Here is a 13267-nt window from a genome sequence, read left to right as displayed (position 1 = left end):
TTGCTGAAGGCGTCTGATTTCATTTGCCGTGTGTTCATCGTTGAGGTGATGGCCCGGCCTCCACGCTCACGCCGGCGACGCCGGCTGCACCGAGTACCGCCTGGGGAACCGGGTTCGAACCCAGCAAGACCACGCGATGGCCTGCCGTCGCCCTGCCGGCTACCGCCCGCAACGCGCTCTCAAGCGTGGCGGCGGCAAGGTCCGCGTCACGGCTGGAGACCAGCATCAGGCCAGCAGGCGGGCGTTCGAGCATTTCCACGATCGCGTCGACCACGTTGCTGCGCACACCTGCCTTCAAGCTGGCCACCATCATCGCGTCGGCAATGGCGTTGCCTGCCACCGGCACATCGATGATCAGGGCACCCTGCACGGCAGCAACAGGGTTGGCTTTGACCCAGGCGTTCAATTGCACATTTGGGTTGTGCGGTGCGGCGCAAGCGGAGAGTACTGCTACCCCAAACAGTGTCACCCAACGCACCAGCCGATTCTTTTTCTTGTGAAAAATCACCATCCACTCCTTATCAGCAAGATAGAAAAATCACTCACAGGCCTACGGAAAAATTCGCGCCTTGGTTTTTGAGTCATAAATATCGCCATCTGCGCCGACGTAAATCTCACCGCGAACGGAGCGGCAGCTTAAGTCATCTTTATCTAGACCTCTGCAAACATTAAGAGAGCACGTGGATTTGGAATGAATAAAAATCCATTACGTAGCATGCATGCATCAAAAGCATAGCTATAGCGAATATCTGAAATATAATATCCGGTAGAATCTCCAACTAAAGTGCATGCTCTTAGCGTTGCGATTTTTTCTGCTGGAAGAGCCTCACGCTTTCTCCAGTAATGATCTGTCGATAAAGTTGTTTTTCCAAGATCGCTGATCGCACATGTAGTCATTGATATCGAGAAAAGCAACAGGTAGCAGGTGGATTTCATACCCCCTCCTAATCAAGCTTTTTTAAAACACTATATGATTCAATCCCCCACATTTTGTCCACTTCTATCCTATCTTTGTTTTTATTGACTAATGCGTCTTTAATCGGCGGTAAAAATCCGGTGTGACTTCCATGTGCACCGACAACATCCCAGGTTGGCATGCCACCTGCACCACTGTTTCCGCATATCCATGCACCCACTGGGTCAGAAATATGGGCGCTCTGAAAAACCAATTCCGTTCCACCTACTGTCAAATTTACAATTTAGGTTATTTTGAGCTGGTAATGCACGATCCTAGATAGCCAAAGGTTGTGCCCAAATAATTTTTAGATTGTTGCCTGAGTTGATTTGTTATTTCTTTAACGATTTGCATGATGGGCGGCCTGCATTTTCTTTGCTATCGCAAACCGCTCCACATGGGGGTTCAACAAAGTAGAATCCACTATCCAGCATGCACTGCTCGACATCCAAATCATCTTTTGGTGGGGCATATCCGCAATGGTGCAAGGCAGCTAGAACTCCATCTTTGCGGACACTAGATTTTTTCCAATATTGCCACTCATCTGGCGGAGCCTTATCGAAGCACTTGAGCGATCCGCAAGAAGTTAAAAAGATCATTAAAGACAAACAACAGAGACGAGCCGACATTTTCGCAACCTCACTTTCCATTTTTTTGTGGAATCAATATCGCAGATCCATTTTCCCAGCCCCCCAAAATTTATTTAAGGTAGCTGAATTGACATTAAGCCCATAAGCCCCATGCGCCCCGACAACATCCCAGGTTGGAATGCCGCCTGTACCACTGTTTCCGCCTATCCATGCACCCACTGGGTCAGAAATATGGGTGCTCTGAAAAACCAGCCCCGTCCCGGCAGTCGCGGATCTCACGATATCGGCCATTCGTTCCGCATTGGCCGCCGCTCCGTTGAAAGTCACTGAACCTAACGGTACGGTCAGGTCGCCGCGCAGAACCTGTGTCTTCGTAGCATTGGCGCTGGTCAGGCTGCCACGGCTGTGGTCCACCTCGACTACCTTGCCGTCTTGAGCCGCCACCTGATTGCGCAGATCGATGTTGGCCTCGGCTGCATTGCTGATCGGCAAACGCCCTCCAAACACCGCTTCGTTGAGCTTATCCCACGCCGCGTACATCACCTCGGCTACCGCATTACCAGTATGGGGAGGCGTTGTTGCACAAATCGCCTGAAGGCTAGGCTCCCCCTTTCCCCAGACGCAGTTACCCCACGCGCACCGTAACCGGCCGACCCAACTGCGTGAAACGGTTGAGTAGTGCCGCACGAATTTGTAATTCCGCTACCTGACGTTCAAACGTCCGCGCCATGACGCGCTCACCCAGCCGTTTGAAGCAGCGCATCTTTGTTTCGACCAGGCTACGCCGGTGGTAGCCACTCCAGCGTTTCCAGATCGTCGAGCCCAGCCTGCGGGTAGCACGTAGAATTTCGTTCCGCGCCCTGGCGCCCGAGCCATCCTCCTTCCACGGTCGGCCATTCTTGCGAACCGGGATGATGGCTTCGGCGCTGACGCTCGCAATCGACTCGTTAGACGGGATCTGGTTGAGCAACTCTGGCAACATCGGGGCATCACCCACGCCGTTGCCGGTCACTTCGATCGCGCGGATCTCCAACGTATCTGCATCGATCCCCAGATGCACCTTGCGCCACTGTCGCCGGTATTCGGCACCATGTTTCTTGCGCTTCCACTCGCCTTCGCCGAGAAACTGGATACCAGTGCTGTCGATCAGCAACTCAAGCCCTCGCCCGTGTTTCTGAGCCGGGATTTTGACGGCGATCGAGTGCTGGCGACGGCTGAGCGTACTGAAATTCGGCACTTGCCAGTCCAGACCTGCCAGTTTGATCAGGCTTTCGACCAAGCCGATGGTCTGCCTCAACGCCAAGCCAAACAGACATTTGATGGACAGGCAGAACTGGATGGCTGCATCGCTGAAGGTTGCAGAGCGGCCGGGCTTGCCGGAAGGTTCGGCCTGCTATTGCAAGTTGGTGTCCAGCCAGATCAGAAGGGAACCGCGCGCCTTGAGCGCGGCATCATACTTGGCCCAGTTGGTCGTCCTGTAGCGGGCCGGTGCTGGTTTGCTCATACTCGGATGCTACCCGACAAGGTCAGCAAGAGGGAGTTGTGCAACAAAGCCCAATTTAGCCAAAAGTGAATTTGATCGAAACCGTTAGCAGCCAGCAAGAACGGGGTGTCGGCTTTCGTTCACGGACCGAAAGCACGATACCACTACATCTAGTGAACAACTGTTTTTCCACCTGTTTGGCGCGCTCGGCCAGTTCGAGCGGAACCGGATCCGAGAGCGCCCCAGGGCGTGCAGGAATCGGCGACTGCGCGCGAGCGCAGAGGTGGGCGCAAGCAGGAGGTGACAGCCGACAAGTTGTACCGGGCGCGTAAGCTGGTGACCAGCAGGCTGACTGTCCGTGGGGCTACTCTCGACATGGTCAGCATGAAGGAGTTGAGCAACAAAGCTCATCTAAAAATCGACCATACCATTTTGTAAAGAATCACCACAGAAATCCATGAATTACTAACAATATTCTTTACATAAAATATACATTTTTCTTTATTTACAAAGACTTACGGTAGAATTGGCACCACAAGGTAAGCACAACCCTTTTGAGGTATACCTGAGACATAAAGTGTAAATTTTTTATACTAAAGCCCTGTTTTTACAGGGCTTTTTTATTTCCATAAGAAACAAAATGTAAAATTTTCTCGGCTTTGCTGCACAAATCGCCTGAAGGCTAGGCGCCCCCTTTCCCCAGACGCAGTTACCCTACGCGCACCGTGATCGGCCTGCCCAACAGCGTGAAGCGGTTGAGGAGTGCCGCGCGAATCTGTAGCTCTGCCACCTGACGTTCAAACGCCCACGCCCTGGCGCCCGAGCCATCCTCCTTCCACGGTCGGCCATTCTTACGGACGGGGACGATGCCTTCAGCGTGACGTGCCGCAATAGCCGCGTGGCAGGTCTTGGTATCGTACGCGCCGTCGGCGCTGACGCTTACAATCGGCTCGTTAGACGGGATCTGGTTGAGCAACTCTGGCAACATCGGGGCGTCACCCACGCCGTTGCTGGTCACTTCGATCGCGCGGATCTCCAACGTGTCTGCATCGATCCCCAGATGCACCTTGCGCCACTGTCGCCGGTATTCGGCACCGTGTTTCTTGCGCTTCCACTCGCTTTCGCCGAGAAACTGGATACCCGTGCTGTCGATCAGCAACTCAAGCCCTCGTCCGTGCTTCTGAGCCGGGATTTTGACGGCGATCGAGTGTTGTCGGCGGCTGAGCGTGCTGAAATTCGGCACTTGCCAGTCCAGACCCGCCAGTTTGATCAGGCTTTCGACCAAGCCGATGGTCTGCCTCAACGCCAAGCCAAACAGGCATTTGATGGACAGGCAGAACTGGATAGCTGCATCGCTGAAGGTTGCAGAGCGGCCGGGCTTGCCTGAAGGTTCGGCCTGCCATTGCAGCTTGGTGTCCAACCAGATCAGAAGGGAGCCGCGCGCCTTGAGAGCGGCATCATACTTGGCCCAGTTGGTCGTCTTGTAGCGGGTTGGTGCGGGTTTGCTCATGCCCGGATGCTACCCGACAAGGTCAGCGTGAGGGAGTTGTGCAACAAAGCCGCGATCATGACGCGGTACGGGTGAAATCCATTCGCGCGGCGCTGGCGGCGCTAGTGCAAGTGCAGCGGATCGGTGGCTAAGGTTCGCTGCGTGGCTTGCCGCGCAGTTTTCAGAAGGCAGATCGCCGGCGCTGGCGCCGGTGTTTTCTTGTGCTGTGGCGGACATACCGGCCGGTTTAGGACGCGTCGGTCGGCAGCACGTTGCGTATGGTCTCAAGCAGCGCTTGCATGAAAAAGGCCAGTGCGGGGTCTGTCTGGTCCCGCTTGTGGATCACCATCGAAACCGGTAACGCCAGCTCGGGCAGCGCCAGCGGCGAAATCCGCAAGTCGTGGTGCCGCGCAAACAGGCGTGTCACCAGATCCGGCAGAATCGCGATCAGCGGACTTTGCTTGACGATGAACGGAATCGACAGTGGGCTTGCCGTGTGTGCGACCACGCGCCGTTGCAGGCCGCGGCGCTGGAACGCGCGATCGACCAGGCCCGGTCCGTCGCCGGTATAGCTGGTATGAATATGCGGTAGCGTGGCGAGCGTGGCGAGGTCGGGTGTACTGCCCAAAGCGAGTAGCGCCGGGCTGAACACACAGGCAAAGCGCGCGCGGTAGAGCGTGTGTTGCAGGTGACTGGAGCGTACCTTGGGGAAGTGGCCGATGGCCAGCTGGATCTCGCCTTCGTCCAGTTTTTCCAATTGCTGCCAGGCCGGAATTGGCCTGACCGACAGCGCAACGCCGGGTGCTTGCCGGCGCAAGCTGGCGACCAAGTTGGGCAGCAGCAGGGCTTCCAGCGGGTCGTTCAGCGCCAGTTGGAAGGTATGCACCAGTTGCGCCGGGTCGAACGGGGTGTCGGCCAGCGCCAGCGCCTGCGCATCGAGCAGTAGCTGTCGGACGCGCGGCGCCAGCCGCTGCGCCTTGTCGGTCAGTGCCATGCCGGCGCCGGCGCGGTAGAGCAGTTCGTCGGAAAAAACCTCGCGCAAGCGCGACAGGGCGTGGCTCATCGCCGGTTGACCGATGCACAGCCGCGCAGCGGCGCGGGTGACGCTGCGCTCGCCAACTAGCGCATCGAACGCAACCAGCAGGTTTAGATCAAGACGACGGAACGCCGCGTGTTCAATATCGGCCATATCGATACCTCTAATTAACGGAATCGATTTTATACATTCATTCGTGCGCGTTACAGTCGTCGTTTTTTGAGCGCGCATCCTTATGACATCTTCTGTCGTCACGTCACCGCGCCCGCTGCGCCCCCGGCTGATGACGCTGGCCGCAGTCACCAGCGTTGAATTCATTGAAAACGGCATGGTGATGTTTGCCGCCACGCAGATCATGATGGGCCTTGCGCTATCGGTACAGGCGTTCGCTTTTGCTTACACCCTGTACGGCGTCGCTGCCATCGTAATGCTGTACAAGCACCAATGGATGGTGGAACGGCTGGGGTATCGTCGCTTTGTCGCGGGGTCACTGCTGTGTTTTGCCGTCGGTTCCGCGCTGTGTGCGTTGGCGGACGGGCTCGCCGTATTCGCGATCGGCCGCTTGTTGCAGGGGCTGGGGGGAGCGACTTTCTTTACCGCCGGGCGAATGGCGATTAACGATTTGCCGGAGCGAGATCGTTTTGCCGGTACCGTCATTTTTGTCGGCAGTTTGCTGGGCGGGTCGGCGCTGGCGCCGATGCTCGCCGCGTTGCTGATCGCCGGAGGCGGCTGGCGGGCGATTTTCGCCTTTGGCGTGGTACAGGCCGCTGTCGTGCATCGATTGTCCGCTGCCCATTTGTCCACTGCGCGTACCCCATCGCACGAGCGCTCCCGCGAGCACTGGGGCTGGTTGTTGTGGATGTGTGTGGGGGTATTTGGCTTGCAATATGCGATCCAGGCCGCCAGTGTGACACCCGGCGCGCTCCCCAGCCTAGCCCTGACGGCAGTCGTGTCGATCCTGATTCTTGCTGCGTTTGCCTGGCGCCAATGGCAGAACGAACGGCCGATCATCAATTACCGTGGCTTGATGCAGGCACGTTACCTGCTGGGGCTATGCCTCTATTTTGCAGGCTACTGCCTGATCGGTGTGACCGGGCTGATGGTTCCGATCCTGCTGCACGGGGTGCTGGGACTGTCTTTACTGGCAACCGCGCTGCTGGCTTCGTGCGGGATGCTGGCCAGCGTGCTGGTGGCACTGGCGCATCTGGCGTTGTCGCGGCGCTGGCCACGCCACCGCGTTTACATGTTAAGCGGCGTGGCGTTATTCTGCGCCGGCAGCCTGACGCTGGCGCTGAGCGATGGGCGCGATTGGGATGCCATCGTGCCGGCCATTATCGTGCTCGGGATGGCGATCCCGCTGTTTGTGGGGCCTGTCGCGTTCGGAACCTTTTCTGGCCTGCATGCCAAAGTGTTTTCGCATGGTTACCAGGTCAAGAACATCGTGCGTCAGTTGGGGCTTTCGTCCAGCGTTGCCATGACCACGCTTATGCTGCATACCTTGGGACAAAATCCCGCCACCACGCAATGGTTGGCTGGATGGTTGATCCCCTTGGGGGCCGCCGGTGTAGGCGGGGTGACCTTACTGCTCGCTTGCAAGCTGGTATTCGCCGGGTTGGCCATCGGCATGTTGCCACTAGGCGCGCTGGTGATGAGGCAACGCATTTTTCGCTAGGTATGAAAAAAGCCGGAGAATACTCTCCGGCTTTTTCAGAAAACGCGAGCGTTTACGCTCGGACCTATTAAAGCTTCGGCGCGGTGCCTTCAGCGTTTGCCACAACCACGTCGATCTGGATCAGCGCGTCTTTCGGCAGGGCGGACACACCCACGGTACGGCGGGCAGGAACGCCGCCCGGGAAGAAGCCTGCGTACACTTCTTCAACCGCTGCCATGTCGTCGATGTTCTTCAGGAAGACATTGACCTTGACCACATCGGCGAGCACGTGGCCGATGCTCTCCACGATGGCCTGGATGTTCTTCAGGCACTGGCCAGCCTGCTCTTTCACACCGCCAGCCACGACGGCGCCGGTCTTGGGATCCAGCGGCAGTTGGGCCGACAGGTGGTTGTAGTGGGAGAACGCAACGGTCTGGGTCGACAGCGGACACTTCGGTGCATTGTCAGTGTTATGCGCCCAGATCACGATGCCGTGACGGTCTTCCACCGCCTGCGGCGGGGTGCCGTCACCATGCGAAACGACCGCCTCGACTTGCACCAGCGCGTCCATCGGCAGCGCGGCGGCAGCGATCATGGTGCGTGCCGGCACGTAGGCGACGGCACGGGCAATTGCGGAGTCAGGGAAGAAGGTCTTGTAGACTTCGTTCACTGCTTCAACGTCGGCAAAGTTCTTGAGGAAAATATTGACCTTGACGATATCGTCGAAAGGAACGTCGATACCTTCAAGAACGGCCTTGACGTTCTTCAGGCACTGGGCAGCCTGCTCTTTGACGCCGCCCGCCACCAACTTGCCGGTTTTCGGGTCGATCGGCAGCTGTGCCGAGATGTTGTTGTAGTGGGAGAACGCAACCGTCTGGGTTGACAGCGGGCTCACCGGAGCGTTGGCCGTATTGCGGGACAGTTTGATCAGGTCGCCAGCTTGCGGGGCATTCGGAATGGTGCCTTCGCCGTTTGACAGCAGTGCATCCACCTGAACCAGCGCGCCCATCGGCAGCGCATCAACGGCAACGGTGGTCAGTGCCGGCATATAGCCGTTGGTGAAGTAGGACGCATAGACTTCGTTGACAGCGTCGACATCCGCAATGTTCTTGACGAAGATCGAAATGCGGACCACGTCGTCCATTACATGACCAATGCTTTCAACAACAGCCTTGATGTTCTTGAAGCTTTGGACGGCCTGCTCTTTGACACCACCGGCAACCAGTGCGCCGGTTTTCGGGTCAACCGGCAATTGTGCGGAAAGATTGTTGTAATGAGAAAAAGCCACAGTCTGCGAATATGCACCAATAGCCTTGGGTGCATTTTCGGTATTTCTTGCTAGCACTGCGTTAAAGCCGCTCATAGTCTTACTAAACCTTTCTGCTGGATTCTGGTTAAAAGCGTGGCCATCACTTCCAAACTTCATTTCAGGCAGCCGCCACGGCTAGATTCGGGATACTCGAGGTTTAAGATTCGCACATAAAAACCGCACGAAAACCCAAGCAAATTATCCAATGACTTAGGCGTTAATCAAAACAACACCAAAATCAGGAATCGCCAATATAGACTCCAAAAATCATAACCGTCAACACCTTGCGCCTGACAAAAATTTCTAACCCGTTAATAAATGACATGATCTTATTTAAAAAATGAGACAATCAAGGCAATATTTTTATAGACACAAAAAAACCAAACGACTGAAATAAAATAACAATGGCATTACCACTAATATGCACAATAAAATATCTACGTCATTTAACGTAGTTGCCACTTCCAGCCGGTCATGGGCTGTAGATCGGCAACATTTGGCAGACATTGTCCGGAGATACCTCATCTAGAAGCAGCTGTCATACTATTGCTGGCTAGCGATGAAAAACACTATTGGCATATATAGAAGATGTACGCATTGGCGCTTTGCAACGCGCAGTGATCTCCCACCATCCCATCCTGCGCTGCCACGAAGACAGCCGGTCGACTTGTACGAGCAGCCCTGCAGACTGCCTGCCAAGCCATGGCATCACTCCAAGCATCGGATTGCAAGACCAAAAACAGGCTTGACTTACAGCCATCCGTTTCTTTCAACCCTTCCGAGAGCCGCTCCTGCAGCAAAACAGCTAGCACGCCTAGGCTACCGACGAATGCTTACCCTTTTGTAATAAGACTACGCAAAATCCACCCTGCTATCGTTCAGAAAAAATTTTCCCGTCTCCAGCAACAGAGACACCAGCCCTTCCCAGCTTTTCATTCCCACGCAGCCCACACGCGCAGCTCGAAACCAGCGCCGCCAAAAATCTTTCGTCATGGCACAATACGCGCCGCTACCCAAGAACGGAAAACCGCAGCATGCTTCACCTGACAGATACCCGCGCCGACATTGAACAGGCCGTTGCCCTGTTGCGCGCCGGCGAGCTGGTTGCCATCCCGACCGAAACCGTCTACGGGCTCGCCGCGCTGGCGAGCAAGCCCGAAGCGGTCGCCAAAGTCTTCGCGGCCAAAGGCCGGCCGGCCGACCACCCCCTGATCGTCCACTTGCCATCCAAGAGTCACCTTGCGCATTGGGCCGAACAGGTTCCCGACGTGGCGTGGCAACTGGCCGACGCATTCTGGCCCGGCCCGCTGACCATGGTGCTGCCGGCAGCGGAGCATGTCTCGCCGCTGGTTAACGGCGGGCAAGCCACCATCGCCGTGCGCTGGGCCGACCATCCGCTACTGCAGGCGGTGCTCGACGAACTGGGCGAAGCCCTGGTCGCTCCTTCCGCCAACCCGTTTGGCCGGATCAGCCCCACTTCGGCTCCCCATATCCTCGAACACATGACTGGCCGCATTCCTGCGGTACTCGACGGCGGACAATGCCGCATTGGCATCGAATCGACCATTATCGATCTCTCCAGCTCCAGCCCGGCCATCCTGCGCCCCGGTCAGGTTTCCGCGGACGCACTTGCTCCCTGGCTCTCCGTCGCCGAGCACGCCCCCGCCAACGCGCCGCGCGTACCGGGCGCGCTGGCTGCCCACTATGCGCCGCGCCGCCTCTGCTACCGGCTGGAAGCGGGTGAACTGGCTACGCTACCGCCAGGCTGGGACTGGGCCCGCACCGCGCTGCTCGCTTTCGGCCGCCCGCATGTAGCGGCGAACTGGCAGCGAGTGCTGCCGGCGGCCCCTACCGACTATGCACAGGTGCTGTACGCAACGCTGCATGAAGCGGACCAGAGCGGATGCGAGTTGATCCTGGTCGAGATGCCGCCGGCCACACCCGAATGGACAGCGGTGCGCGACCGACTGGGCCGCGCCAGCGTCGGCTTCGCGCAATACACGGCGTAGGCGGCAGCCGATCGGCTACAAGATGCCGGCTCTCGAGCCGGCATCTTGTGGGCACGCAGCGCTAGCTAGCAGATGCCACGCTGCATTGCTGACATTCGAATGCTGACCCGACTGGCAGGCATGGGCTGGCAAGAACGCATCAACAACCTTAAATGGCAAGCAGGCCGTGCAAGACCCGCCCCCCCCCCGCCGGGGGTGGTGGTATGGATACCGGCATGCTGCCGATACACAAGAACACTCCCTGGCAAGTCGCCATCAAGGCGATCCCGTCCACCGCAGCAAGAACCACCAGCAATTCGGCGATCACTAACCAGAAAATCTGCCCCCCCTTGAGGGGGCTGCCTGCATACAGCCAGACACAACCTTTAGCTTGATCGCCGTCAATTCATGCACCCATGAATACAACATCTAATTAATCTTGGCTTTTAACGTCCAAGCGCGCGGATCTGAACACCGAACAAGGGGAAAACATGTCACTGAAGAAGCAAATCTTGCTGGCGTTTATCAGCTCACTGGCACTGATGGCTGCGGCAGTCTTGCTGTCGCTATACGGACTGGGTCAGATCAACGCGGGATTCACCCGGCTGGCGCAACACGAGCAAGTTCTCTCCGACGCCTTTTCGTCGATGTACGCACAAGGCCTGCAAAGCGGGCAGGCGCTGCGCAACGTGATGCTCGATCCGGAAAACCAGACCGGCCACAAAAACCTGGCCAAGGCACAACAGGCTTTCGCGGAGGCCTTGGCTCAGGCCGAGGCATTAGGCGACACCCCGACGGCCAATACGCTGTCCGCCATCCATGAAAAGAGCAAGCAGCGCAACCAACTGATCGCGGAAGTTGCCCGTCTGGCGTCGATCGACGGCACACAGGCACGCAGCCTGCTCAATGCCAGGGAAACGCCCTTGTGGCGTGAAATCCGCCAGTTACTGATCGACGAGGGCAAGGCAGTCGACGCCCGGGCTGCCGCACAACGCGAGCAGCTTGGCGCACAACTGCAGCAGCTTGAACTTGCTTGCGCGGCGCTCGCGGCGCTGGCCGTACTGTGCGCCGCGGCCTCGGTCGCATGGATGCTGCGCGGATTGAAAAACAGCCTCGGCGCGGATCCGCGCGCACTGTCGGATGCGGCAAGGCAAGTTGCGGCCGGGCACCTGGACACCGAATTACCAAAGGCAGCACCGCACAGTGCCATGGGCGCCATGGCGCAGATGCAACAGGGCCTGCGCGAGCTGGTCGGTGCGATCCGCGCCCGCACCGATGAGCTGTCCAACCAATCCGCACAGCTTCGCGAGCAAAGCGACGGCTTATTCGGCCGCCTGGCGGCGCAGGGTGACGCGGTCTCGTCGATGGCAAGCTCGGTCGAAGAGCTGACGGTCAGCGTCAACCATATTGCCGAGTCGGGCGAGACCATCCTCGCACGCGCTGGCGAAGGGCGCGGACAGTCAGGCGCAGGCCTGGCCGCGATCGGACGCGCCCAGGCCGGGATGGGAGAAGTCGAGGCGACAGCCAAGGCGGTCGGTCTGGTGCTGACAGAACTGCACGCTGAATCGGAAAAAATCGGCAATATCGTCAACGTGATTCGCGATGTTGCCGAGCAGACCAACCTGCTCGCCCTGAACGCAGCCATCGAAGCGGCCCGCGCCGGCGAATCCGGCCGCGGCTTTGCCGTGGTCGCCGACGAGGTAAGGAAGCTTGCCGAGCGCACGGCCCGCTCGACTGGCGAGATTGAAAGCACAATGGCGCGGATCGTGCGGAGCATCGAGGGAGCCAACGACGCGATGCAGGCGGGCAACGAGGCTGTCGTGACCCAGCAGAAACTGATCACACAGGCCGGCGATACGCTCGCGCAACTCGCAACGGTAAGTAGGGACGTCGAAGTGCTGGTCGCACAGATCGTCGATGCAATTGGCGAGCAAGGCGCAGCCAGCCGCGAAATTGCGGCAACCGTCGAACAGTTGGCTCAACTGTCCGACCAGAACCGGCAGGCGCTAGACCACAGCCAAGCGGCCATCAACGAAAGTGCGGAACTGGCCGCGGCACTGCGGGACACGACAGGCCGCTTCACGCTGGGTATGCCAGCCTAAGCCACCTAGGACAGCCACCCTCCTCTACAAGCGGGAAACCCAGCGGCTGGCAATGGCGCCTGGGTTCGGCGTTATGCCAGCTCCCTTTTTCCATTTCCTCGCAGGGCTCCCAAGGTGTTGAATGACATTCACCTTCCAAATCCACTCAGGAGCTTCGCATGAGCCACCCCGTCAAACCACTGGTCACACTGGCCGACCTGGACAAGCTCGATATCCGCTGCGGCACCATCACCGCGCTCATGGATGTGCCTCGCTCGGATAAAGTGGTTCAGCAATCCGTCGACTTTGGCGACTTTGCCCGAACCATCGTGTGCGGCATCAAGCAGGAGCGCACAGACCTGCAGGCTCTCGTGGGGCTGCAGGCACTATTTGTGGTGAACCTGGCACCGAAGAAAATCTGCGGCGTGCTGTCAGAGGGGATGATGTTCGATATCGGGTACGCCGACGGGTTGCTGCCGGCAGCGCTGGCGCAGCCGGAATTCCCCGTCCCCAACAGGGTGCGGGCTGGCTGAAACGTTCGGCCAGGGATGCCATTCCAAATCTATGGTCAGCCTGAACTTTGCAAGGACAGAATCGTGATGAACAATGACAGGGAAGGCTTGCTCTAATCTATCCGGATTCCTGATGGGCAGCTATGCCCGATCCATGATGTGAGCCGCTCCTG

At 57.9% G+C, this 13267-nt stretch carries 11 protein-coding genes and 2 pseudogenes; 5 read left to right on the top strand and 8 right to left on the bottom strand.

The window, feature by feature from the left end:
* Positions 1-34: 34 nt before the first annotated feature.
* The 5 genes and pseudogenes from GZH52_RS09240 to GZH52_RS09220 all read right to left on the bottom strand — a co-directional run bounded on the left by GZH52_RS09240 (position 35) and on the right by GZH52_RS09220 (position 3049).
* Positions 35-511 carry a hypothetical protein gene (locus GZH52_RS09240; protein WP_203525693.1) on the bottom strand — a complete coding sequence of 159 codons (477 nt, stop codon included), beginning with the start codon at positions 509-511 and terminating at the stop codon, positions 35-37.
* Positions 512-651: 140 nt separating this feature from the next.
* Positions 652-936: a hypothetical protein gene (locus GZH52_RS09235; RefSeq protein ID WP_163316197.1), complete on the bottom strand. Its 285-nt coding sequence runs from the start codon at positions 934-936 to the stop codon at positions 652-654.
* A gap of 8 nt (positions 937-944) precedes the next feature.
* The gene (locus GZH52_RS09230) at positions 945-1169 is read right to left on the bottom strand and encodes a hypothetical protein (RefSeq protein ID WP_163316196.1); all 225 of its coding nucleotides are present in this window, start codon (positions 1167-1169) and stop codon (positions 945-947) included.
* 448 nt (positions 1170-1617) lie between these two features.
* The gene (locus GZH52_RS09225) at positions 1618-2085 is read right to left on the bottom strand and encodes a hypothetical protein (RefSeq protein ID WP_163316195.1); all 468 of its coding nucleotides are present in this window, start codon (positions 2083-2085) and stop codon (positions 1618-1620) included.
* An 85-nt stretch (positions 2086-2170) separates the two neighbouring features.
* Positions 2171-3049: pseudogene (locus GZH52_RS09220) on the bottom strand (IS5 family transposase).
* Between the two features lie 109 nt (positions 3050-3158).
* On the opposite strand from GZH52_RS09220, the pseudogene GZH52_RS16810 reads away from it, so the two are divergent.
* Positions 3159-3332 (top strand): annotated as a pseudogene (locus GZH52_RS16810) (recombinase family protein); the annotation flags it as partial.
* A 405-nt stretch (positions 3333-3737) separates the two neighbouring features.
* Here GZH52_RS16810 and GZH52_RS09210 read toward each other — a convergent pair.
* Together GZH52_RS09210 and GZH52_RS09205 are read right to left on the bottom strand one after the other, a co-directional pair.
* Positions 3738-4538, bottom strand: a complete 801-nt coding sequence (locus tag GZH52_RS09210) for an IS5 family transposase (RefSeq protein ID WP_163316194.1) — start codon at positions 4536-4538, stop codon at positions 3738-3740.
* Between the two features lie 226 nt (positions 4539-4764).
* Positions 4765-5706 carry a LysR family transcriptional regulator gene (locus GZH52_RS09205; RefSeq protein WP_203525692.1) on the bottom strand — a complete coding sequence of 314 codons (942 nt, stop codon included), beginning with the start codon at positions 5704-5706 and terminating at the stop codon, positions 4765-4767.
* An 82-nt stretch (positions 5707-5788) separates the two neighbouring features.
* Here GZH52_RS09205 and GZH52_RS09200 point away from each other — a divergent pair, with 82 nt between their 5' ends.
* A complete protein-coding gene (locus GZH52_RS09200; protein ID WP_203525691.1) occupies positions 5789-7225 on the top strand; it encodes an MFS transporter in 1437 nt (478 codons plus the stop codon).
* Positions 7226-7292: 67 nt separating this feature from the next.
* Here the strand turns inward: GZH52_RS09200 and GZH52_RS09195 are convergent, their stop codons facing one another.
* On the bottom strand, positions 7293-8567 hold the full coding sequence (locus tag GZH52_RS09195) for a Rid family detoxifying hydrolase (protein ID WP_163316192.1): 1275 nt from the start codon (positions 8565-8567) through the stop codon (positions 7293-7295).
* A gap of 980 nt (positions 8568-9547) precedes the next feature.
* Here GZH52_RS09195 and GZH52_RS09190 point away from each other — a divergent pair.
* The 3 genes from GZH52_RS09190 (at position 9548) to GZH52_RS09180 (ending at position 13115) form a co-directional block, all read left to right on the top strand.
* A complete protein-coding gene (locus GZH52_RS09190; protein ID WP_163316191.1) occupies positions 9548-10522 on the top strand; it encodes an L-threonylcarbamoyladenylate synthase in 975 nt (324 codons plus the stop codon).
* A gap of 470 nt (positions 10523-10992) precedes the next feature.
* Positions 10993-12603: a methyl-accepting chemotaxis protein gene (locus tag GZH52_RS09185; RefSeq protein ID WP_163316190.1), complete on the top strand. Its 1611-nt coding sequence runs from the start codon at positions 10993-10995 to the stop codon at positions 12601-12603.
* A 158-nt stretch (positions 12604-12761) separates the two neighbouring features.
* Positions 12762-13115: a tRNA-binding protein gene (locus GZH52_RS09180; RefSeq protein WP_163316189.1), complete on the top strand. Its 354-nt coding sequence runs from the start codon at positions 12762-12764 to the stop codon at positions 13113-13115.
* Positions 13116-13267 lie beyond the last annotated feature (152 nt).

This window comes from Crenobacter caeni (assembly GCF_010435965.1).
Taxonomy (GTDB): Bacteria; Pseudomonadota; Gammaproteobacteria; order Burkholderiales; family Chromobacteriaceae; genus Craterilacuibacter; species Craterilacuibacter caeni.
Note: the sequence above shows the minus strand (reverse complement) of the source record. Positions and strands in the feature narration are given on the sequence as shown.

Bases quoted from the DNA above. Each gene is read 5' to 3' on its own strand.
- GZH52_RS09240 (WP_203525693.1), bottom strand. From the start codon at position 511: ATGGTGATTTTTCACAAGAAAAAGAATCGGCTGGTGCGTTGGGTGACA.
- GZH52_RS09235 (WP_163316197.1), bottom strand. From the start codon at position 936: ATGAAATCCACCTGCTACCTGTTGCTTTTCTCGATATCAATGACTACA.
- GZH52_RS09225 (WP_163316195.1), bottom strand. From the start codon at position 2,085: ATGTACGCGGCGTGGGATAAGCTCAACGAAGCGGTGTTTGGAGGGCGT.
- GZH52_RS09210 (WP_163316194.1), bottom strand. From the start codon at position 4,538: ATGAGCAAACCCGCACCAACCCGCTACAAGACGACCAACTGGGCCAAG.
- GZH52_RS09205 (WP_203525692.1), bottom strand. From the start codon at position 5,706: ATGGCCGATATTGAACACGCGGCGTTCCGTCGTCTTGATCTAAACCTG.
- GZH52_RS09200 (WP_203525691.1), top strand. From the start codon at position 5,789: ATGACATCTTCTGTCGTCACGTCACCGCGCCCGCTGCGCCCCCGGCTG.
- GZH52_RS09195 (WP_163316192.1), bottom strand. From the start codon at position 8,567: ATGAGCGGCTTTAACGCAGTGCTAGCAAGAAATACCGAAAATGCACCC.
- GZH52_RS09190 (WP_163316191.1), top strand. From the start codon at position 9,548: ATGCTTCACCTGACAGATACCCGCGCCGACATTGAACAGGCCGTTGCC.
- GZH52_RS09185 (WP_163316190.1), top strand. From the start codon at position 10,993: ATGTCACTGAAGAAGCAAATCTTGCTGGCGTTTATCAGCTCACTGGCA.
- GZH52_RS09180 (WP_163316189.1), top strand. From the start codon at position 12,762: ATGAGCCACCCCGTCAAACCACTGGTCACACTGGCCGACCTGGACAAG.